This window comes from Micromonospora sp. NPDC049047 (genome assembly GCF_040649135.1).
Classification (GTDB): domain Bacteria; phylum Actinomycetota; class Actinomycetes; order Mycobacteriales; family Micromonosporaceae; genus Micromonospora.
On record NZ_JBEZEY010000001.1, the window covers coordinates 455,570 to 475,232 of the forward strand.

The window sequence follows — 19,663 nt, forward strand, 5'->3', positions numbered from 1 at the left end:
AACAGCGGATATCGGGCGATCAGACCATGGACAGTGTGCCGGGAATCTCGTCGAGCAGTTCCCGGGCGAGGAAGCCGATCCGGCCGTACCGGGGGATCAGCCGCTGACCGCTCACCGCGTGCGCGAACGAACCCCAGCAGGCGGACTGCGCCGGGTCGGCGCCCCGGGACAACAGCCCCGCCAGCAGCCCGGCGAGCACGTCCCCGCTGCCGGAGGTGCCCAGCCCGGCATCGCCGCTCTCCTCCCGCCACCGTCGCCCATCCGGCGCGGCCACGTGCCCGTAGAGCGAGACGACCGCCTCGTACCGGTCGGCCAGCTCGGCCGCCTCGGCGTCCAGATCGTCGCCCGGTTCCCGGCCGAGCAGGTGCTCGGCCTCGGTGACGTTCGGGGTGAGCACCACCGGCCGGCCCGAGCCGACAAGCAGCTCCGGTTCGTGGCTGAGCGCGCCGAGGGCGTACGCGTCGATCACCAGCGAGGTCCGCGGCCGGGCCGCCTCCAGGACCAGACCCAGCAACCGCCGCGTCTCCTCGATCCCTCGCAGCCCCGGCCCGACGGCCACCACGTCGGCCTCGGCGACCAGCTCGCCGAGCTGCCCGTCCCGGTCGGCGGCGACCGCACCGGCGGAGGTCTCCGGCAGCCCGACCACCAGCGCCTCGGGCACCTGGATGCTCAGCGTGGCGGCGGTGGACTCGGCGGCGGCGAGCTGGAGCACCCCGGCGCCGGCACGCAGCGCGGCCACCCCGGCGAGCAGCACCGCGCCCGGGGTGAAGCGGGAACCACCGACGATCAACACGGTGCCCCGGCTCTCCTTGCCGCCGGCCGGTACCGGTAGCGCCCAGTCCCGCAGCAACCCCGGCGTGATCACCTGCACCTCAGACCGGTTCGGCATGAATCTCGTCCTCCCTGGTCGGCTGGGCTCCCTGCCGCCGCAGGTGGCCGACCTCGTTGAATCCGCCAAGTGTCAGTCGGCCGCCCGCGTCGGCGGACCAGTCGGTGATCGAGCAGTTGGCGATCACGTGCTCCCGGGTGAGCGCCATCAGGTCCGGCTCGGTCAACCCCTCCACCAGGTAACGCAGCAGGAAGACGAGCGCGTCGTGACCGAACAGCAGCACCCGCTGGCCCTCGTGGTCCCGGCGCAGGTCGCCGAGGAGGGTCCGCAGCCGCAGCGCCACGTCGGTCCAGGACTCCCCGCCGGGCGGCCGGTAGTAGAACTTGCCGAGCCGGGCCCGGCGCTCGGCCTCGTCGGGGTACCGCCGGCGCACCCCGTGCCCGGTCAAGCCGTCGAGGATGCCCAGCTCCCGGTCGCGCAGCCGCTCGTCCCGGCTCATCGGCACCCCGGTGCCGTGCAGGGCCAACTCGGCGGTGCTTACCGCGCGCAGGTACGGCGAGACCACCGCCACGTCCGGGCGGCGGTCCGGCGGCAGCCCGGTCAACCACCGACCGGTCGCGCGGGCCTGCTCCGCGCCGGTGGGGGAGAGCGGCACGTCGGCGTCGCGGTGACCGAGCCCGATCAGCTCCTCGCCGGACGCCTCGGCGCGCGTCGCCGCCACGTTCGCGGTGCTCTCACCGTGCCGGATGATCCAGAGCGTCGCCAGTTCCGCCATGCCGACCCCCTACCCGGGTGTCGGTGGCGGTAACCGTGTCCGGTCAGCCGCGCCGTTGCAGCAGGGCGACGGTCAGCCCCTTCACGCGGGTCAGCCGGGCCAGTTGGTACCGCTCGCCGAGCAGGGCGGCCCGTTCCTTGGGCAGCCCCGCCAACGGCGCGTCGGTGACCGTCGGCAACACCAGCCAGAGCCGCGGCTCGTCGCGCAGACAACTCGCCGGGTCGTCGCAGTCCGCGCCGGACAGCTCGTCGCGCTGAGCCGCCGTCCGCTTCTGGAAGACGTTGCGGGGGGAGACGTCCGCCGGAAGGTAGTACCGCACCCCGGGTTCGGTCATCCACCACCAGACGCCGCCCACGACGAGGCCGTCACCGGGCTCGTAGCCGGCCTCGATGACCCGGGCCGCCTGGGAGTAGGACAGTGGCTCGAAGGCGCGGGTCCGCGGGTACGTGTACCAGCCGTGCGAGTACTCCCCGCGCAGCGCGAGCTGACCGGGCACGGACAGCGCGGCGACGACCACCAGCCCCGCCGCCATCAGCGGGGCCCGGCGCAGCGCGGCGATCCCGGCGCCGGCCAGCACCGCCCAGGCCGGCAGCAGGAACAGCAGGTACTTGGAGAAGAAGTAGTTGATCTCGCCGGTCGAGGCCAGCAGGATCACCGGCACCGGCAACACTGCGACAAGCACCGCGCTCACCGTCCGGTGCACGGCGTCGCGGCGCAGGTGGGTGAGCAGACCCGCGGTGGCAAGCGCGGTCACCGCGACGGCGAGCAGCGTCGAGCCGTACGCCTGCTCCCAGACCGTCCAGGGGGAGAGGTCCGGGATCCAGCTGATCTGCCGGCCCGCCTGTTTCATGCCGCGCAGGATCACCGGCGCGGCGATCGCCACCCCACCGAGGGCACCGAGCGGGAACCAGGCAAGCGACCACCAGTGGCGCTGCCGCCAGCAGTGGATCAGAACGGCAGTGCCGTGCCCGACCAGGAGGGTCAGCGCCACCACGTTGACCAGGCCGATGCCGGCCACCGCGAGCGCGTACGCCACCCAGCGCGGCCACCCGGGCCGCTCCAGCGCGCGGAGCAGGAACAGGGTGGCCGCCGCCGCGGCGAGGACGACGAAGGCGTACGAGCGGGTCTCCTGCCCGAACCGGGTGACAGTGGGCACCAGCGCGAAGACGAACCCGGCCGCGACACCCGTCGGGTGGTCGAACAGTCGCCGCCCCACAAGCGCCACGCTGGCCGTGGCCAGGGCCATGGCCAGCGCCGACGGCAGCCGTACCGCGATGGGGCCGGTGCCGAACACCGTCGTCCAGACGTGCATGAACAGGTAGTAGGCCCCGTGCACCGCGTCGACGTTCGCCAGCATGGCCCGGATCTGTCCGGTGGAGCGCGTCGCCACGTCGATGGTGACCAGCTCGTCGTGCCACATCTCCGGGCTGCCCAGCCGCCACCCGACGGCGAGCGCGGCGAACGCCGTGGGCCAGAACCAGACGCTGAGCGCCAGCCGGCGGGCGAGGGGGACCGGCTGGTGGTCCGGCCCGGCGGGCAAGGGTGGGGTCCTCCCGCCGGTCTGCGCGGGCTGCGCGTCCGTGGCGACGGCGCGGTTCGACATCGGCGTCCGATCGGGGGGCGGGGTTACGGGGCGCGACGATGATAGCGCCCGCCCCGGGCCGGCCCCGGGCGGCGATCGGTGGGGTCGGGGTGGGCGCGTCGTCCGGTTCGGCGCTGGCCGATCGCGGGGGTGAGCCTGATAATGTGGCCGCGCCCGTCGCGCATTCCCACCACGCACAGTGAGGCCTACCGACCCAATGATTGTCGACATTATGCTGCCGTACTACGGAAGCGTGCCCCTCATGCAGGCGGCGGTGCGCAGCGTGATGGCGCAGAGTGACCCCGGTTGGCGCCTCACAGTGGTCGACGACGGCACCGAGCCGGGCGTGCCCGAGTGGTTCGCGGGCATCGATGACGAGCGGGTCCGGTACCAGCGCAACGAGCACAATCTCGGGATCACCGCCAACTACCGCAAGTGCGTAGGTCTCGCTGAGCACGAGTACCTGGTGATGATGGGCACCGACGACATCATGCACCCCAACTACGTCGCGACGGTGCGATCGGTGATCGAGCAGTACCCGGGCGTCGGCATGGTCCAGCCGGGGGTGGAGATCATCGACGCCAATGGCACGGTGGTCAACACCATCGTCGACGAGGCGAAGCGGCGGATCTACGCCCCCCGGATCGACTCCCGCGAGCTGATGGGCGGCGAGGACCTGGCGGCCAGCCTGCTGCGCGGCTGCTGGTTCTACTTCCCGTCGATCTGCTGGCGGACGGACGCGCTCAAGGCCGTCGACTTCCGCGAGGAGTTCCAGGTCATCCAGGACCTGGCCCTGGTGATCGACCTGATCCAGCGCGGTGAGCAGATGGCCGTCGACAACACCCTCTGCTTCCAGTACCGGCGGCACGCGGTGAGCAAGTCCGCTGCCGACGCGGTGAACGGCTCCCGGTTCACCGAGGCGCGGGCGTTCTTCCTCGACGTCGCCCGGCGGATGGACGAGCAGGGGTGGCCGCGGGCGGCGCGGGCGGCCCGCAGCTACACCTCGTCACGCCTGCACGCCATCACCCTGCTGCCGACGGCGGTGCTCTCCGGCAAGATGTCCGGCGTACGCAGTCTGTCCCGGCACGCGTTCGGGCCGGGCCGATGACCGACGACAGCCAGGGAGACGCCATGACCGTCAGACCACGACGTCCGGCGGGAGACGCCGTAGCGCCCAAGCGGGTGGTGGTGCTCGGCGGCACCGGCTTCCTCGGCCGCCCGATCAGCCGCGCCCTGGCCGATCAGGGTCACACGGTGGTCGCCGTGGCGCGTACCCCGAAGACCATCGGCGCGGGTGTCGAGGTCCGGTCACTGGACCTGGCCGCCGCCGACATCGACGAGATCACCGCGGTGCTGCGGGACCTCGACCCGGACGTGGTGATCAACGCGGCGGGCGGGATGTGGGGCCTCACCGAGGCGCAGATGCTCGCTGTCAACGTCACCCTGGTCGAGCGGCTCCTGGCGGCCGCGGGCCGACTGCCAAGGCGGGTCCGGGTGCTGCAGATGGGCAGCGTGCACGAGTACGGGCTGGTCCCGGTGGACACGTCGATGCCCGAGCAGCTGACCCCGGCGCCGGTGATGCCGTACGGCGAGTTCAAGCTGCGCTGCACCGAGGCGGTCACCGCGGCGGACCGGCAGGGCCTGATCGAGGGCGTCACGCTGCGGGTCGGCAACGTCATCGGTGCCGGCCAGCCCGGCCACAGCCTGCTCGGCGTGGTCGCGGGCCGGCTGCGCGACGCCCAGCGGGCCGGCGAGCGCGCCCGGTTGGAGTTGGCACCGCTCGGCTCCCGGCGTGACTTCATCGGTCTCAGCGACGTGGTCGCCGCCGTGCAGTTGGCCGCGACCCGTCCCGAGGCGGCCGGTCGCGTGATCAACATTGGTCGGGGGGTGGCGGCCAGCGCGCGTGATATGGTCCGGCTCCTCATCGAGGTGAGTGAGGTGCCGACCGACCTGATCGAGGCGGAGCAGACCGGTCCCGCCGAGACCAGTTGGCAGCGGCTGGACGTCGGATCGGCCGCCGCGGTGCTCGGCTGGTCGCCGAGCGATGACCTGCACACCGAGATGAAGCAGTTGTGGGAGCACGCCGGCGCCGAGGTGCCCGCCTGATGCCGAGAGGTGCCTGACCGCATGACCACCCCCGCTCTCATCCGGTCCCGCGGCACACTGGCCGACCTGCTCTCCGGCCGCAGCAACGGCATCGGGCTGATCCGGCTCTGCCTGGCCGTCGGCGTCGTGCTCTCGCACTCCAAGCCGCTCGGCTTCGGTGCCCACGACCTCGGTTACTACCTGACCGGTCGGCAGACCAACGTCGGCACCATGGCCGTGTACGGCTTCTTCGTGCTGTCCGGCCTGCTGATCACCCGCAGCGCCCGGCGTACCGGCATCATCAGGTACGCCTGGCACCGGGCTCTGCGGATCTTCCCCGGGCTCTGGGTCTGCCTGTTGATCAGCGCGTTGGTGATCGCTCCGCTCGTCATGTTGCGCGAGCACGGCAGCACCGCAGGCTTCTTCGACAACGCCTGGGACCGGGGCGGCCCGTTGGCCTACCTGCGGGCCAACTGGTGGACCGGTGTCCGCCAGTACGGCATCCACGACCTGTTCACCGAGACCACCCCGTGGGGTCAGAAGGTCAACTACAGCGTCTTCAACGGTGCGCTGTGGTCGCTCAAGTACGAGATGTTCTGCTACGTCGTGGTGGGCGTGCTGGCGGTGACCGCGGTGCTGCGTAACGCCCGCCGGTTCGTGCTGTTCCTGACCGTCGCCCTCTACACGAGCATCGTGTACGACTGGGTGAGCTCCGGGCACTTCAGCGGCCCGGCGTCGACGGCGAGTTGGAGTTTCACCTCGCCACTGGTCGGCAAGATGACGTTCTACTACATCGTCTACCTGGGCTTCCTGTTCGCCGTCGGCGCGACCCTCGACCTGTACCGGGAGCGGGTGCCGATCAACGACGCGCTGGGCATCGGCTCGGCGGTGGCGCTCGGGTTGTCGCTGCTCTTCGGTGGCTTCTTCGTCATCGGGCTGCCCGCGTTCGCGTACCTGCTGGTCTGGCTGTCGGTGCGGATGCCGCGTCAGTTGCACTGGGTGGGGCGCAAGAACGACTACTCGTACGGCATCTACATCTACGGTTTCGTGTTCCAGCAGGTGATGACCAGTCTCGGTTGGAGCCGCTGGGGCTACGTGCCGTTCGCCGCGATGTCGGTAGCGGTCGCCTTCGCCGCCGCGTTCGTGTCCTGGAAGTTGGTCGAGCGGCCGGCGCTGCGGTTGAAGGACTGGACGCCGGGCTTCGTGGCCCGCCGCTCCGCGCAACGGGTGCCGGTCGAGCAGCAGACAGCTGTGGCCGAGGAGCCGCCCGCGACGCCGCCGGCACACCTCGACGGCCCGACCGAGGGGCTGCCGCAGCATCCTGGCACGCTGGTCCCGGGCCGGTAGCCCCACCGGGCCGCCGCCACGCCGTACCCTCGGGGGCGTGGCCACGGCGGCGGAGGAGATCCGGGTGGGGGAGCGGCTGGTCCGCGTCTCCAGCCCCGACAAGCCGTACTTCCCGGAGCGTGGGCTGACCAAGCTCGATGTGGTCCGCTACTTCCTGGCGGTGGGTGACGGGATCCTGCGCGCCCTGCGGGACCGGCCGACGATGCTCGAACGCTGGCCGCGCGGCGTCTTCGACGGCGCGACGATCGCCACCCGGCAGACCAACCGCGGCGACGCGTTCTACCAGAAGCGGCTGCCGGCGGGCGCGCCCGAGTGGGTGCGCACCGCCCACATCACCTTCCCCAGTGGCCGCACCGCCGACGAGATCGCCCCGAGCGAGTTGGCGGTGGTGATCTGGGCGGCCAACCTGGGCACCCTGCGGTTCCATCCGTGGCCGGTCAGCGCCGCCGACGTGGAACGCCCCGACCAGCTGCGCATCGACCTGGACCCGCTGCCCGGCGTCGGCTTCGAGCAGGTGGTGCCGGTGGCGCGGGAGGTCAATGCCTTCCTCGCCGAACTGGGGATGACCGGCTACCCGAAGACCACCGGCGGACGCGGCCTGCACGTCTACCTGTCGATCGAGCCGCGGTGGAGCTTCGGCGACTGTCGGCGCGCGGTGCTCGCCCTGGGTCGGGAGATGCAGCGCCGGCTGCCGGAGCTGGTCACCACCACCTGGTGGCGCGACAAGCGGGACCGCCCGGTCTTCGTCGACTACAACCAGATGTCCCGGGACCACACGATGGCCTCGGCGTACTCGATCCGACCGACACCGCAGGCCCTGGTGTCGGCGCCGCTGACCTGGGCGGAGCTGGACGACGCCCGACCGGAGGACTTCGACGTGCTGTCGATGCCGGCCCGCTTCGCCGAGCGCGGCGACCCGCACGCCGGCCTGGACGGCGACCGGCACTCGTTGGAGCCGCTGTTGGAGCTGGCCGACCGGGACGGGCTGGAGGCCCCGCCCGTCCGGTGACCCGCCGCCGACGTCACCGCGCGGTGATCACCGGTTTCAACGCGGCGCCCACCTGGGGCGCGAGGGTCGCCGAGTAGGTGGCGCTCAGGTGGTGCGCGTCGCGCCAGACGAGCACGCCGCCGATGACGGGGGCGCACCGGTCCGCGGGGCAGATCCAGTCGTTCAGGTCGATCAGGTGGGCGCCGGTGAGCCCGTCGGCCGCCGCCTCCTGGGCGGGACCGCCCCCGCGACCCAGGGCCTCGGTCCGGGCGGTGGCGCACTTCGTCAGCCGGTTGCGGTTCTTCGACACGCACTCGGCGATGTCCTTCAGGTGTAGCGGCGTGTCCCGCAGCACCACCACCGGCACCCCCTGCGCGATCATGCCGCCCCAGGTTGAGCGCAGCTCGCGGGCCAGCGCCGACCGCCAGTTCGCGGCCGACTCACCACGGACCGGGTACTCGGCGTTGGTGACCACCAGCAGGTCGGGGCGGTCCTCGCCGAGCAGCTTCTGCCGCACCGACTCGTTCCACTGGGTGCAGGAGGAGTAGGGCCTGTCGTTCAGGGATATCTCCGCCGTCAGGAACGGGCAGCCGCCCTTGGTGTAGGTGGCCAGGCGCCACCCGTTGGCCTCCGCCGCCAGCCGCATCGCGGGGACCCACTGGTCGGCGTGGGAGTCACCGGCCAGCGCGATAGTGGTCGCCGAGTCCGTCTTGCCGAAGACACACACCTCCGGTGTGGCGGATTCCAGCGACACGTGGCAACTCTTCGCCGCCTGCAACAGCGGTGCGTCCCGGGCGGCGCGTGCCGGGTCGGGGACTATCGAGTCCACAGTGTCGACGGGCACCCCGGCGCGACTGGTGCGGGGGGACCGGCCGAGGGCCGCGGCACCGGGCGCGGACGGTGGCGCTGCCGCCGGGGCGCTGGCGCCGGGCACCTGGCCCATGATGACCGACGAGGCGGGTGCCGGGCCGTCCGTCGACGGAACGGCCACCTGGAAGGTCAGGCCGGCGAGCGCGGCCGCAGCGGTGCAGACGGCGCCGATGCGCAGGGCTGCGGAGGGCCGGTCGGCGAGGGCCGGTGAGCGCCGGACCGGGTTCTCGATGAAGTGGTACGTCAGCGCGGCGGGGATGGCCGAGACGGCCACGACGGCGAGCGCGGCGCCGACGCCGAGGTCGCCGACGTGCGCCTGCGCGGCGACCAGCACCGGCCAGTGCCACAGGTACAGCGAGTACGAGATCCCCCCGACGTAGCGCAGGGGTTGCCGGCCGAGCAGGAGCGCGGGTCCGGCGCGACCGGCGGCCGGCCCGAACGCGATCACCGCGGCGGTACCGAGGGTGGGGCCGAGCGCGGCGTACCCGGGGAAGCCGGCCTCGGTGGTGATGAGCGCGGCCGAGGCGCCGACGGCGATCAGCCCGGCCCAGGCCAACGGGACGGCCACCAGGCGCGGTGACCGGCCCCACCAGACCGCCGTGACGGCGACGGCGCCGCCGAGGGCCAGCTCCCACATCCGGGTGGTGGTGACGTAGTACGCCGAGGCGTCGGTCGGTGAGACGTACAGCGCCCAGGCGAACGAGGGGACCGCGATCAGCGCCAACCCGAACAGGTAGCGACCGCGGCCCGCCCGTCCGTGGTGACGGGCGAACCAGCCGAGGCCGATCAGCAGCAGGGGCCACACCAGATAGAACTGTTCCTCGACGGCGAGGGACCAGAAGTGCTGGGCGATGCTCGCGGCGTCGTTGGCGGCCACGTAGTCGGCGGACTCCCCGGCCATCCGCCAGTTCATGGCGTAGCAGGCGCTGGCGATGACGTCCCAGGCCGTGGCCGCCCAGCGCCCCCGGGGCAGGAAGACGTAGGTGAGCACCAGGGTCGCGAGGAGTACGGTCGCGGCGGCCGGGAGCAGCCGCTTCGCGCGGCGGGCGTAGAAGTCGGTGAGGGACAGCCGCCCGCTTCTGTCGAGTTCCGCTAGCAGCAGGCCGGTGATGAGGAACCCGGAGATCACGAAGAACACGTCGACGCCGACGAACCCGCCGGGCAGGTGCGGCACCCCGGCGTGGCCGAGGAGCACCAGCAGCACGGCCACCGCCCGCATGCCTTCGATGTCCCCACGGAAGGACCGCGCGCCGGTGGGTCCCGGCCCGGTCGACACCCGCCTGGTCGACGTCGCCCTGCTCGGCGCCGGTGCGGTGTGCCGGGCCCGCTCCCACAGATCGTCTGAGATAGCCACGTCGCGGATAGTAGTGGCGCTTCGCGGCAATTAACCCGAGTCGGGGGGTTTTGTAGGTGGGTTCGTGTTATGGCGCTACTGCCAGGGGCTCTGCGTCCCGCCGAACTCCTCGAAGACGAGCCAGGACCGCGTCGACAACACCCCGGCGATGCGCTGCACCCGGTCCAACACCACGTCCCGCAGGGCGGCGTTGTCCGGAGCCCGGACCAGCGCCAGCACGTCGTGCTCGCCGCTGAGCAACGCGACGTGCTCGACGTAGCGGACCCGGGCCAGCTCGGCCGACACCTCCCGCCAGGTGTTCTGCTCGATCGTCAGCGCCATGTACGCCGAGGTGCCCAGCCCGGCCGCCTCGGGCGCCACCTGGGCGCGGAACCCGGTGATCACCCCGTCGCGCAGCAGTCGCTCCACCCGCGCGTACGCGTTGGTGCGGGAGATGTGGATCCGTTCGGCGAGCGTGCGCACCGACGTACGCCCGTCCCGGACCAGTTCGTCGAGGATCCGCCGGTCCACCTCGTCCAGGGCTCGAACCGATCGTCCCGATCCCGCCACCCGGTCTGCTTCGTCGCCGGTTTCCTGGCTCACTGAGACCTCCTCCGGATGCCAACCGTCCCGCCTTCTGCGTGGATCTTGAGTCAATCATCCGACACGCGGAAGCATAGGCTCACCACACGTCCCAGGAGGTTCCGCCGTGACGACCACTCCCCAGGCGGTCCGCAGGGCATCCCCGCGTACGCGTCGAGCGGCCACCCCGCCCGACCCGGCGCGCCCGCTACTGCCGGACGCCGAGCCGGTTCGCCTGCTCGACCCGAACGGCACACCGTTGCCCGCCCGTCCCCACTACCCGGAGCCACCCGTCGAGGCGCTGCGCGAGCTGTACCGCCGGATGGTGCTCGGCCGTCGGTTCGACACCCAGGCCACCGCCCTGACCAAGCAGGGCCGGCTGGCCGTCTACCCGTCCTCCCGGGGGCAGGAGGCGTGCCAGGTCGCCGCGGTGCTCGCGGTCCGCGACACCGACTGGGTCTTCCCCACCTACCGTGAGTCGATGGCGCTTGTTGCCCGGGGCATCGACCCGGTCGAGGTGCTCACCCTGCTGCGCGGCGACTGGCACTGCGGCTACGACCCGACCGAGGTGCACACCGCACCGCAGTGCACCCCGCTCGCCACCCAGTGTGTGCACGCCGCCGGGCTGGCGCACGGCGAGGCGTACCAGGGCCGCGACACAGTGGCGCTCGCCTTCATCGGTGACGGCGCCACCAGCGAGGGCGACTTCCACGAGGGGATCAACTTCGCCGCCGTGTTCAAGGCGCCGGTGGTCTACTTCGTGCAGAACAACAGGTACGCCATCAGCGTCCCGCTGTCCCGGCAGACCGCGGCCCCCTCGCTTGCCTACAAGGGCGTCGGTTACGGCGTGCCCAGCGAGCAGGTCGACGGCAACGACCCGGTCGCGGTGCTCGCCGTGCTCACCCGCGCGGTGGAGCACGCCCGCTCCGGCAACGGGCCGTTCCTGGTCGAGGCGCACACCTACCGGATGGAACCGCACACCAACGCCGACGACGCCAGCCGCTACCGCGACGGCGCCGAGGTCGACGCCTGGCGGGACCGGGACCCGATCGCCCGGCTGGAGACCTACCTGCGGGCGCGCGGGGTGCTCGACGACGCGGCGGTCGCCGAGGTCGCCGAGCAGGCCGAGGCGTACGCGGCGGACCTGCGGACCCGGATGAACGAGCAGCCCACGGTGGACCCGCTGAGCCTCTTCGACAACGTCTACGCCCAGCCCACCCCGCAGCTGATCGAACAGCGCGAGCAGGTTCGGGCCGAGTTGGCCGCCGCCCGCGACGAGGAGGGGCACGCCTGATGGCCACCACCATGGCGAAGGCCCTCAACACCGCGCTCGCCGACGCCCTCGCCGCCGACGACCGGGTTGTCGTCTTCGGTGAGGACGTCGGTCAGCTCGGCGGCGTCTTCCGGATCACCGACGGCCTGCAGGCCCGCTTCGGCGAAGACCGCTGCTTCGACACCCCCCTCGCCGAGGCCGGCATCGTCGGCTTCGCCGTCGGCCTGGCCATGTCCGGTCTGCGGCCGGTGGTCGAGATGCAGTTCGACGCGTTCGCGTACCCGGCGTTCGAGCAGATCGCCTCGCACGTGGCGAAGCTGCGCAACCGCACCCGGGGCAAGCTCAGTGTGCCCATCGTGATCCGGGTGCCGTACGCGGGTGGGATCGGCGGGGTCGAGCACCACTGCGACTCGTCCGAGGCGTACTACGCGCACACCCCCGGGCTGAAGGTGGTCACCCCGGCGACCGTCGAGGACGCGTACTCGCTGCTGCGCGAGGCGATCGACGACCCCGACCCGGTGGTCTTCATGGAGCCCAAGAAGCTCTACTTCGGCAGCGCCGAGGCGCAGCTGCCGACCCGGACCGAGCCGTTCGGGCGGGCCGTCGTACGCCGACCCGGCCGCGACGCCACCCTTGTCGCGTACGGGCCGGCGGTGCCTGTCGCGCTGGAGGCCGCCGAGGCAGCCCGCGAGGAGGGCTGGGACCTGGAGGTGGTCGACGTCCGCACCATCGTGCCGTTCGACGACGAGACCATCACCGCCTCGGTTCGGCGTACCGGTCGGTGCGTGGTGATCCAGGAGGCGCCCGGCTTCGCGGGTGTCGGCGCGGAGATCGCCGCCCGGGTGCAGGAGCGCTGCTTCCACGCCCTGCACGCCCCGGTGCTGCGGGTCGCCGGGCTGGACATCCCGTACCCGGCGCCGATGCTGGAGCACACCCACCTGCCCGGGGTGGACCGGGTGCTCGACGCGGTGGCCCGCCTGCAGTGGGACGACCAGCCGGACGCGCGTTGGGCGGCGGCATGACCACCGTCGAGCGGACGCAGGTCTTCCTCCTGCCCGACCTCGGTGAGGGGCTGAGCGAGGCCGAGATCGTCGAGTGGCGGGTCGCCGTGGGTGACATCGTCACCGTCGACCAGAGCGTGGTCGAGGTGGAGACCGCCAAGGCCGTCGTCGACGTGCCCTGCCCGTACGCCGGCCGGGTCGTCACCCTGCACGGCGCGGCCGGTGAGGTACGCCCGGTCGGCCAGCCGTTGATCACCATCGCGCCGCTGGACGGCGGCGACGAGCCCGCCGGACACGCCACCTACCGCGAGGAGGAGCGCGCCGGCTCCGGGAACGTGCTGATCGGCTACGGCACCGGCCACGGCGGCCCCACCCGCCGTCGACGTCGACCTCGGCTGACGCTCGCCCCCGAGCCGGCCGACACCGCGCGGACCGACACGGCTCCGACCGGTGGTGCCTCTCCGACCGGTGGTGCCGCCCCGAGCGGTGGTCCGGTTCCGGCCGGTGGTGCCGCCCCGGCGGTGGCCGCCGGGGCTGCCGCTGGCGCGGGGGACGCGCCCGGTCGTTCGGCGCGGCCGAGTGCCCTGGTCATCTCGCCGATCGTGCGGCGGCTGGCCCGGGAACGCGGCATCGACCTGAACGCGGTGCGGGGCACCGGGCCCGGTGGCGTGATCCGCCGGGCCGACGTGGAGGCGGCGCTCGCCGCACCCGCCGCCCGGCTCGCCGCCGTGCCGGACGCCCCCGTCGCGCCGGTGCCGTCCGGGGACGACGACGTGATCATCCCGCTCACCGGGGTCCGTAAGGTCATCGCCGACAAGCTCTCCCGCAGCCGGCGGGAGATCCCGGAGGTGACCATCTGGGTCGACGTGGACGCCACCGGGCTGCTGGAGACCCGGGCCGCGATCAACGCGGCGACGCCCGACGCGCCGGTGAGCATCCTGGCCCTGCTGGCCCGGATCTGCCTCAGCGGGCTGCGTCGGTTCCCGCAGCTCAACGCCCGCGTCGACAGCGAGGCGCAGCGGATCGTCCAGTCCGCAGGGGTGCACCTCGGCATCGCCGCGCAGACCGACAGGGGTCTGCTGGTGCCGGTGCTGCGCGACGCCCAGCGTCTCACCACCGCCGAGCTGGCCGCCGAACTGGCGGCGACCACCGCCGCCGCGCGGGCCGGCAGCCTGCCGCCGGCCCGGCTGACCGGGGGCACCTTCACCCTCAACAACTACGGGGTGTTCGGCGTCGACGGCTCCACGCCGATCATCAACCACCCGGAGGCGGCTCTGCTCGGCGTCGGCCGGATCGTGGACAAGCCGTGGGTGGTCGACGGGCAGCTCGCCGTCCGCAAGGTGACCCAGCTCAGCCTCACCTTCGACCACCGGGTCTGCGACGGCGGGGTGGCCGGTGGCTTCCTGCGGCACGTCGCCGACTGCGTGGAGCGCCCGGCGCTGCTGATCGCCGCCGTCTGACGCGTACCCCCGGCCCCGGCGCTGCCCGTGCGGCGCCGGGGCCGGCGTCGCGTCCGGGGTCTCGCCCGGCGGCGTGGGCGGGGCCCGCATTGCGCGGCGTGGGCGGGCCGGGATCGTCTGGCGGCGTGTGCGGGCCAGGGTTTCCCGGCGGCCTCACCGGGAAGTCGGCCCCGCCGGAGCGCACCGAACGCGTCGAAGGGAGCCCGACCGTGGCCGTGGCGAACGAGCAGCTGCTGAACTCGGTCCGGGTACGACGGCCCGCCGCGGCCGGGGCGCCGCTCTACTGCGACGCCCTGGACTTCGGGTTGACAGGTGACGGCTCGACGAACGACCAGCCGGCGTTGGCCGCCCTGGTGGATCGCCTCGGAGCCGGGTACGCCTCGGACGGGCGGGCCCGGGTCATCTACTGCCCGCCGGGCATCTACTCGATCCGGGACGCCGGCACGGTGTGGCGCAGCGGTGTGTCGCTGATCGGGGCCGGCCCGGCGGCGACCCGGTTCATGTTGAGCAACGAGGGAAACCGGTCCGACCCGACTCCATTGGCGTTCTGGACGACGCTTCAGCACGGCGCCGACCGGGACCGGCACATCGCCGACTGCACCTTCTCCGACTTCCAGATCGACGGCTCCGGCGTCGCCATGGCCGAGTACAACTACCTGGCCAAGGGCTTGGGCCTGCAGTACGTGGTGCGCGGCGTCTTCCGCAACCTCTACATCCACCACACCGCGGCCAGCGGGCTGGGCTGCGACTTCCTCCAGGACTCCCTGATCGACGGCGTCGTGGTGGTCGGCTGCGGCCGGTTGGACAACGGTGAGCAGATGGGCGGCGCCGGCATCGGTATCGGCGTCGGCGGGTGGGGTCCGGTGGAACGGCTGACCATCGCCAACTGCACCGCCCTGGCCAACGGCACCAACGGGATCTTCCTGGAGTTGCAGAAGGACTACTGGGAGCCGCCCCGCGGCTACCGGATCATCGGCTGCCACAGCCAGGGCAACCGCTTCGGCATCTCCGACTGGGGCACGGACGGGCTGATCGTGTCCGCCTGCACGATGACCGGCAACCTGGAGGCCGGCTTCGACGTGTCGTCGCAGGGCACCTCGACAGTGGCCGGTCGGGGTGGGCTCGTCACCGACTGCGTCATCGACGGCAACCTGCGCGACGGGGTCAGCATCGGCAACAGCCCCGGCCCGTACGTCGTGCGGGGCAACCGGATCAGCGGAAACGGCCAGCACGGCTACCACGCGCGCGACCTTCGGCGCGGGTACCAGGGCCCGATCCGGGACGTGGTGATCGAGAGCAACGAGTTCTGGGGCAACGGGCTGGACGCCGTCCGCATCGACCACCAGATGACCGACGCCGTGCTGCTCAACAACCGGGTCCGCAACAACGGGCGGCAGTACGCCCGAGCCGCCGGCGGTGCCGGCGAGGCGGTCCGCTACAGCGAACGGAGCCTGGTGGACCGGACCGCCGAATGGCCGCACGACGGGCACCGGGGCAAGATCCTGCGGGTCGGCCGGTCCGTGGCCACGGTGGCCGCCAACAGCGGCGACGAACTCACCCTGGCCCCGGTCCGCCCGGACGCGTTCAGCGCGTGGAGCGGGGACGTGCCGCCGCCGGGCTGCGCGTACGAACTGGACCCCGCCCCCGGGCAGCGGGCCGGCATCACCATCAACGCGCCGTTCGACTCGGCCACCATCCGGGGCAATCGGATCTGGGACAGCGACGAATCCCGGACCCAGACGCACGGACTGTGGATCACCGATCGGGGCAGTTGCGTGGACTGCCGGGTCGAGGACAACGACCTGGCCGGGAACGCCGACGAGGGGATGCGACTGGACACCCCGCCGGTGGGCGGACGGTGGCGGGACAACCACGTGGACAGCGACTGGAGCTGACCGGTCCACCCGTCGGCGGTGCCGGCGAGACCGGGGAGCTGAACGACGTGCGGCGGCGGCCGGAGTGATCCGGCCGCCGCCGCTGTCGGGGGTTGGGCTGGTCAGCCGGCCAGACCGGCCACCGGGGTCGGATCCAGCACCACGGTCGCCGAGGCGGACTGCGCGGGTACGCCCGGGTCGGTCGGCGCGTCGGTGTACTCCGCGACGAACACGGCGGTCAGATTGTCCGCACCGCTGTGCCCACCGTCCAGGAAGGTGGGGATGGTGCCGGAGCAACCCGTCGAGGTGGAGAGCGGGTGCCCGTGCTCATCGTGCCCGAGCACGTAGGTGACCTTCACCCGGGAGCAGTCCACCGGCAGGTCGTCGGTGACCTTCACCTCGTACGCGACGGTCTGCCCGAACTGGAACGGCTGCCCGGCCTCCGGGGTGACGAACTCGATGACCGGCGCGGTCGGCCCGACCACAAGCGGCAGGGATGCCGAGGCGGACCGTCCGGTGCGGTCGGTCACCTTCAGCGTCGGCAGGTACGAGCCGTTCTCCGGGAACGTCCAGGTCGCGTTCGGGTTGGTGCTGTCCACCGAACCGTCGGCGTTGAAGTCCCACGCGTAGCTCAGCTTGTCACCGTCCGGGTCGGTGGTGCCGGCGCTGGAGAAGGACACGGTGAGCGGGGCCTGCCCGACGGTCGGCGTACCGCTGATCTTCGGGATCGGCGTCCGGTTGCCCCGGACGAAGTCGATCCGGGACAGCTGGGCGTCCGGGTTCTCGGCGAAGTAGCCGTCGCCGTACTCCAGCACGTAGAGCGCGCCGTCCGGGCCGAACTCCATGTCCATCGGGTTGTCCACCACCAGCGACGGCGCCACCGGACGGATGTCCTGCACGTCCCCGTCGGAGTCGAGGCGGAACTCCTTGATGTAGTCGCGGGTCCACTCGTAGAACAGCGGCACCCCGTCGTAGTACGCCGGCCAACGGGTACGCGACGTGCTGGTCCCGTCGTAGTCGTACGCCGGGCCACCCATCGGGGCGATGCCGCCGGTGCCCAGCTGCGGGAACTCGGCCGAGGGGGCAGCCGCGTACCAGACCTCCGGCTGCTCGACCGGCGGCAGCACGCGCTTGCCGGTGTTGTGCGGTGAGTCGTTGACCGGGCGCTTGCAGTTGAACTTCGCGCCGGACTCGCCGGTGGCGAAGTCGTAGTCGCGGTAGGCGATCGTCGGCGTCACGCAGTACGGCCAGCCGTAGTTCGCCGGCTTGTCGACGCGCATCCAGCGACCGTGCCCGGCCGGGCCGCGCTCCGGGTTCGGGTTGGAGGCGTCCGGCGAGTAGTCGCCCACGTACACGTCGTCGGTGCGCCTGTCGACGGCGAACCGGAACGCGTTGCGCAGCCCCATCGCGTAGATCTCCGGGCGGGTCTGCGCGGTGCCGGGCTTGAACAGGTTGCCGGCCGGCACCGTGTAGCCACCGCCGGCCTTCACCTTGATCCGCAACAGCTTGCCGCGCAGGTCGTTGGTGTTGGCCGCGGAGCGCTGGGCGTCGAACGCCGGGTTGCGGTCGGCCCGCTCGTCGATCGGGACGTACCCGTCGGAGGCGAACGGGTTGGTGTCGTCACCTGTCGACAGGTACAGGTTGCCCTTGCTGTCGAAGTCGATCTGGCCGCCGACGTGGCAGCAGATGCCCCGGTCGGTGGGCACGTCGATGATCTGCTGCTCGCTGGCGAGGTTCAGCTTCATCCCGTCCAGCTTGAACCGGGACAGCCGCAGCGCGCCCTTGAACCGCTGCCAGTCCGCCTCGGTCCCGGTCTCCGGCGCGTCCCCCTCGTTGACGCCGGGGGTGGCCGGGTCGTCCACCGGGGTGTCCATCGGCGGCGAGTAGTAGAGGTAGACCCACTTGTTCTGGGCGAAGTTCGGGTCGATGGCGACCCCCTGCAACCCTTCCTCGTCGTGCTCGTACACCGGGATGTCGGCGGCGAGGGTGTTCAGCCCGGTGCGCGGGTCGTGGATGCGGACCTCGCCGGTGCGGGAGGTGTGCAGCACCCGCAGGTCGGGCAGGACGGCGAGGCTCATCGGCTCGCCCGGGAAGTCGTTGAGTGTCACTTTCTGGAAGCTGCTGTCCGGCGGCGGGGCCGGCGCGGCGGCCGCCGCCGACGGCGGTACGGCCAGGCCGGCCGTCGCCAGCAGCAGGGCGGACGCGAATGCGGTCCTGTTCATCAGGTGAGTCCCCCGGGGTGGTTTCAGTACCGAAGTGAAGCGAGATAGTCGAAGCCGACGCGGGCGGTGTCCAGGGCGTCGGCGGGGGAGCGTGGCGCGGTGCCCGCGTCGTCGCGCTCCACGATGTACTCCTCGATGCCGGCCTCCCGCTCGTGGGCGAAGATGCGGCCGAAGTCGATGACGCCGTCGCCGAGGTCGGCGAACCCGCTCTCGACGTCGAGGTCCTTGACGTGCACCTGGCGGATCCGGCCGCGGTTGGCCCGAATGATGTCGACCGGGTCGTGCGCACCCCGCCAGGTCCAGTAGAGGTCGAGCTCGAAGTGGACCAGGCGCGGGTCGGTCTGCCCGGTGAGGATCTCGAAGCCGGTCGAGCCGTCGGTCAACGGTACGAATTCCAGCTGGTGGTTGTGGTAGCCGAACTCGAGCCCGGCGCGTTCGGCGAGCCGGCCGGCCTTGTTCAGGTCGCGCGCCAGGGCCCGGTAGACGTTGGGGTCCCGGAACGGCTGACCGTTGGCGTCCCGACCGAAGTAGGGGTGGACGATCTTCTTGCAGCCCACGATGTTGGCGTCGGCGAGGGCCTGCTCCCAGGTGGCGGCGTCGAAGGGCTGCGGGATGCCGGTGTGCCCGGAGGTGGCCCGCAACCCGGCGTCGTCGAGCGCGGCCCGGAACTGCGCGGCGGTGCGTCCGACGAAGCCGGCGTGCTCCACCCGCCGGTAGCCGATCCGGCGCAGCGCGTCCAGGGTGCCGGGCAGGTCGGCGGCGAGCTGATCGCGCAGGGTGTAGAGCTGGATGCTGATCCGGTCGACCGGCACCCGGCGGCGGCCCTGGGGCTGCCCCGCGGGTGCGGCGGCGGCCGGGCCGGCGAGCAGGCCGGCGGTGCCGACGGCGGCGGCGGAGACGGTCGCGGCGCGCAGCACTCCGCGCCGGCTGATCGGCTCGGATGCCGGTGTCGGTCGGTTGAGCTGTTGATCCATGGTGGTGGTCCCTTCCTGACGGCAGGTACGCCGTCGGCGGCGGTCGACCTGGCTGTCGTCACCCGGGCGCGCCGAACCGGCCGGAGGCGGGCTCCGGCTGGACGGTGAGGACGGCGTGCCGGTGCGGCCCGGCCCCCGTCGGGGGCGGAACACGGCGACTCGGCAGGGTGGCGGCAGGCTGATCGACGAATGGGCAACCCTCTATCTAGATCGTGACCCTACCCTTGCAGCGGGACGAAGGCAAAGCTTCGTCGCGTTCGGCAGAAGTTTCGCTCCAAATGACAAAAGCGTGCTGTCGAGGTGCGCCGGGCGGTCGGCACGGGGCGTGATCCACTCGTGTTCGTGGAATCCGCTGTGTCGTAGCGCGGTTGATGCCCCGCTTTCGGGGAAACCCGAGTCGATCATGGAGGGTCGGGTTCGGTGGGCCCGGTTCACGGCGCGCGCGACCGCGCGGGAGGGTCGGACGGG

General features: G+C 72.2%; 15 protein-coding genes. 8 read left to right on the plus strand and 7 right to left on the minus strand.

All coding sequences use genetic code 11. From position 1 onward, the window contains the following. Positions 1-19 precede the first annotated feature (19 nt). From AB0B86_RS01970 to AB0B86_RS01980, 3 genes are read right to left on the minus strand one after another with little or no spacing between them, the layout of a single operon-like run. Positions 20-889, minus strand: a complete 870-nt coding sequence (locus AB0B86_RS01970; protein ID WP_357412569.1) for an NAD(P)H-hydrate dehydratase — start codon at positions 887-889, stop codon at positions 20-22. Continuing rightward, positions 873-1,604 carry a histidine phosphatase family protein gene (locus AB0B86_RS01975; RefSeq protein WP_357412571.1) on the minus strand — a complete coding sequence of 244 codons (732 nt, stop codon included), beginning with the start codon at positions 1,602-1,604 and terminating at the stop codon, positions 873-875. The genes AB0B86_RS01970 and AB0B86_RS01975 overlap by 17 nt, the downstream gene beginning before the upstream one ends. A gap of 43 nt (positions 1,605-1,647) precedes the next feature. Then, the gene (locus AB0B86_RS01980; protein WP_357412573.1) at positions 1,648-3,207 is read right to left on the minus strand and encodes a glycosyltransferase family 39 protein; all 1,560 of its coding nucleotides are present in this window, start codon (positions 3,205-3,207) and stop codon (positions 1,648-1,650) included. A gap of 196 nt (positions 3,208-3,403) precedes the next feature. Here AB0B86_RS01980 and AB0B86_RS01985 point away from each other — a divergent pair, with 196 nt between their 5' ends. Genes AB0B86_RS01985 through AB0B86_RS02000 form a run of 4 tightly spaced genes read left to right on the plus strand, consistent with a single transcriptional unit; the run spans position 3,404 to position 7,627 of the window. Continuing rightward, positions 3,404-4,294 (plus strand): glycosyltransferase, encoded by an 891-nt coding sequence (locus tag AB0B86_RS01985; RefSeq protein WP_357412575.1) that lies wholly within the window; start codon positions 3,404-3,406, stop codon positions 4,292-4,294. A 23-nt stretch (positions 4,295-4,317) separates the two neighbouring features. Continuing rightward, on the plus strand, positions 4,318-5,292 hold the full coding sequence (locus tag AB0B86_RS01990) for an NAD(P)-dependent oxidoreductase (RefSeq protein ID WP_357412577.1): 975 nt from the start codon (positions 4,318-4,320) through the stop codon (positions 5,290-5,292). Positions 5,293-5,313: 21 nt separating this feature from the next. After that, the gene (locus AB0B86_RS01995; protein WP_357412579.1) at positions 5,314-6,618 is read left to right on the plus strand and encodes an acyltransferase; all 1,305 of its coding nucleotides are present in this window, start codon (positions 5,314-5,316) and stop codon (positions 6,616-6,618) included. Between the two features lie 37 nt (positions 6,619-6,655). Continuing rightward, a complete protein-coding gene (locus AB0B86_RS02000; protein WP_357412581.1) occupies positions 6,656-7,627 on the plus strand; it encodes a DNA primase small subunit domain-containing protein in 972 nt (323 codons plus the stop codon). Positions 7,628-7,640: 13 nt separating this feature from the next. On the opposite strand, the gene AB0B86_RS02005 is transcribed toward AB0B86_RS02000, so the two are convergent. After that, positions 7,641-9,830 carry an acyltransferase family protein gene (locus AB0B86_RS02005; RefSeq protein ID WP_357412584.1) on the minus strand — a complete coding sequence of 730 codons (2,190 nt, stop codon included), beginning with the start codon at positions 9,828-9,830 and terminating at the stop codon, positions 7,641-7,643. A 75-nt stretch (positions 9,831-9,905) separates the two neighbouring features. Beyond that, positions 9,906-10,379, minus strand: coding sequence for an Lrp/AsnC family transcriptional regulator (locus tag AB0B86_RS02010; RefSeq protein WP_357412600.1), 474 nt, complete (start codon positions 10,377-10,379; stop codon positions 9,906-9,908). Between the two features lie 106 nt (positions 10,380-10,485). Here AB0B86_RS02010 and pdhA point away from each other — a divergent pair, with 106 nt between their 5' ends. The 4 genes from pdhA (at position 10,486) to AB0B86_RS02030 (ending at position 16,020) form a co-directional block, all read left to right on the plus strand. Then, positions 10,486-11,685: a pyruvate dehydrogenase (acetyl-transferring) E1 component subunit alpha gene (gene pdhA / locus AB0B86_RS02015; protein ID WP_357412602.1), complete on the plus strand. Its 1,200-nt coding sequence runs from the start codon at positions 10,486-10,488 to the stop codon at positions 11,683-11,685. Further along, positions 11,682-12,686, plus strand: a complete 1,005-nt coding sequence (locus AB0B86_RS02020; protein WP_357412604.1) for an alpha-ketoacid dehydrogenase subunit beta — start codon at positions 11,682-11,684, stop codon at positions 12,684-12,686. Before pdhA ends, AB0B86_RS02020 begins: the two co-directional genes overlap by 4 nt. Beyond that, on the plus strand, positions 12,683-14,125 hold the full coding sequence (locus tag AB0B86_RS02025) for a dihydrolipoamide acetyltransferase family protein (RefSeq protein ID WP_357412586.1): 1,443 nt from the start codon (positions 12,683-12,685) through the stop codon (positions 14,123-14,125). The genes AB0B86_RS02020 and AB0B86_RS02025 overlap by 4 nt, the downstream gene beginning before the upstream one ends. A 215-nt stretch (positions 14,126-14,340) precedes the next feature. Beyond that, positions 14,341-16,020, plus strand: coding sequence for a right-handed parallel beta-helix repeat-containing protein (locus AB0B86_RS02030; RefSeq protein WP_357415046.1), 1,680 nt, complete (start codon positions 14,341-14,343; stop codon positions 16,018-16,020). Between the two features lie 101 nt (positions 16,021-16,121). Here the strand turns inward: AB0B86_RS02030 and AB0B86_RS02035 are convergent, their stop codons facing one another. Further along, positions 16,122-18,221, minus strand: a complete 2,100-nt coding sequence (locus AB0B86_RS02035; RefSeq protein WP_357412588.1) for a PQQ-dependent sugar dehydrogenase — start codon at positions 18,219-18,221, stop codon at positions 16,122-16,124. Between the two features lie 23 nt (positions 18,222-18,244). Beyond that, positions 18,245-19,195, minus strand: a complete 951-nt coding sequence (locus AB0B86_RS02040; protein WP_357412590.1) for a sugar phosphate isomerase/epimerase — start codon at positions 19,193-19,195, stop codon at positions 18,245-18,247. Positions 19,196-19,663 lie beyond the last annotated feature (468 nt).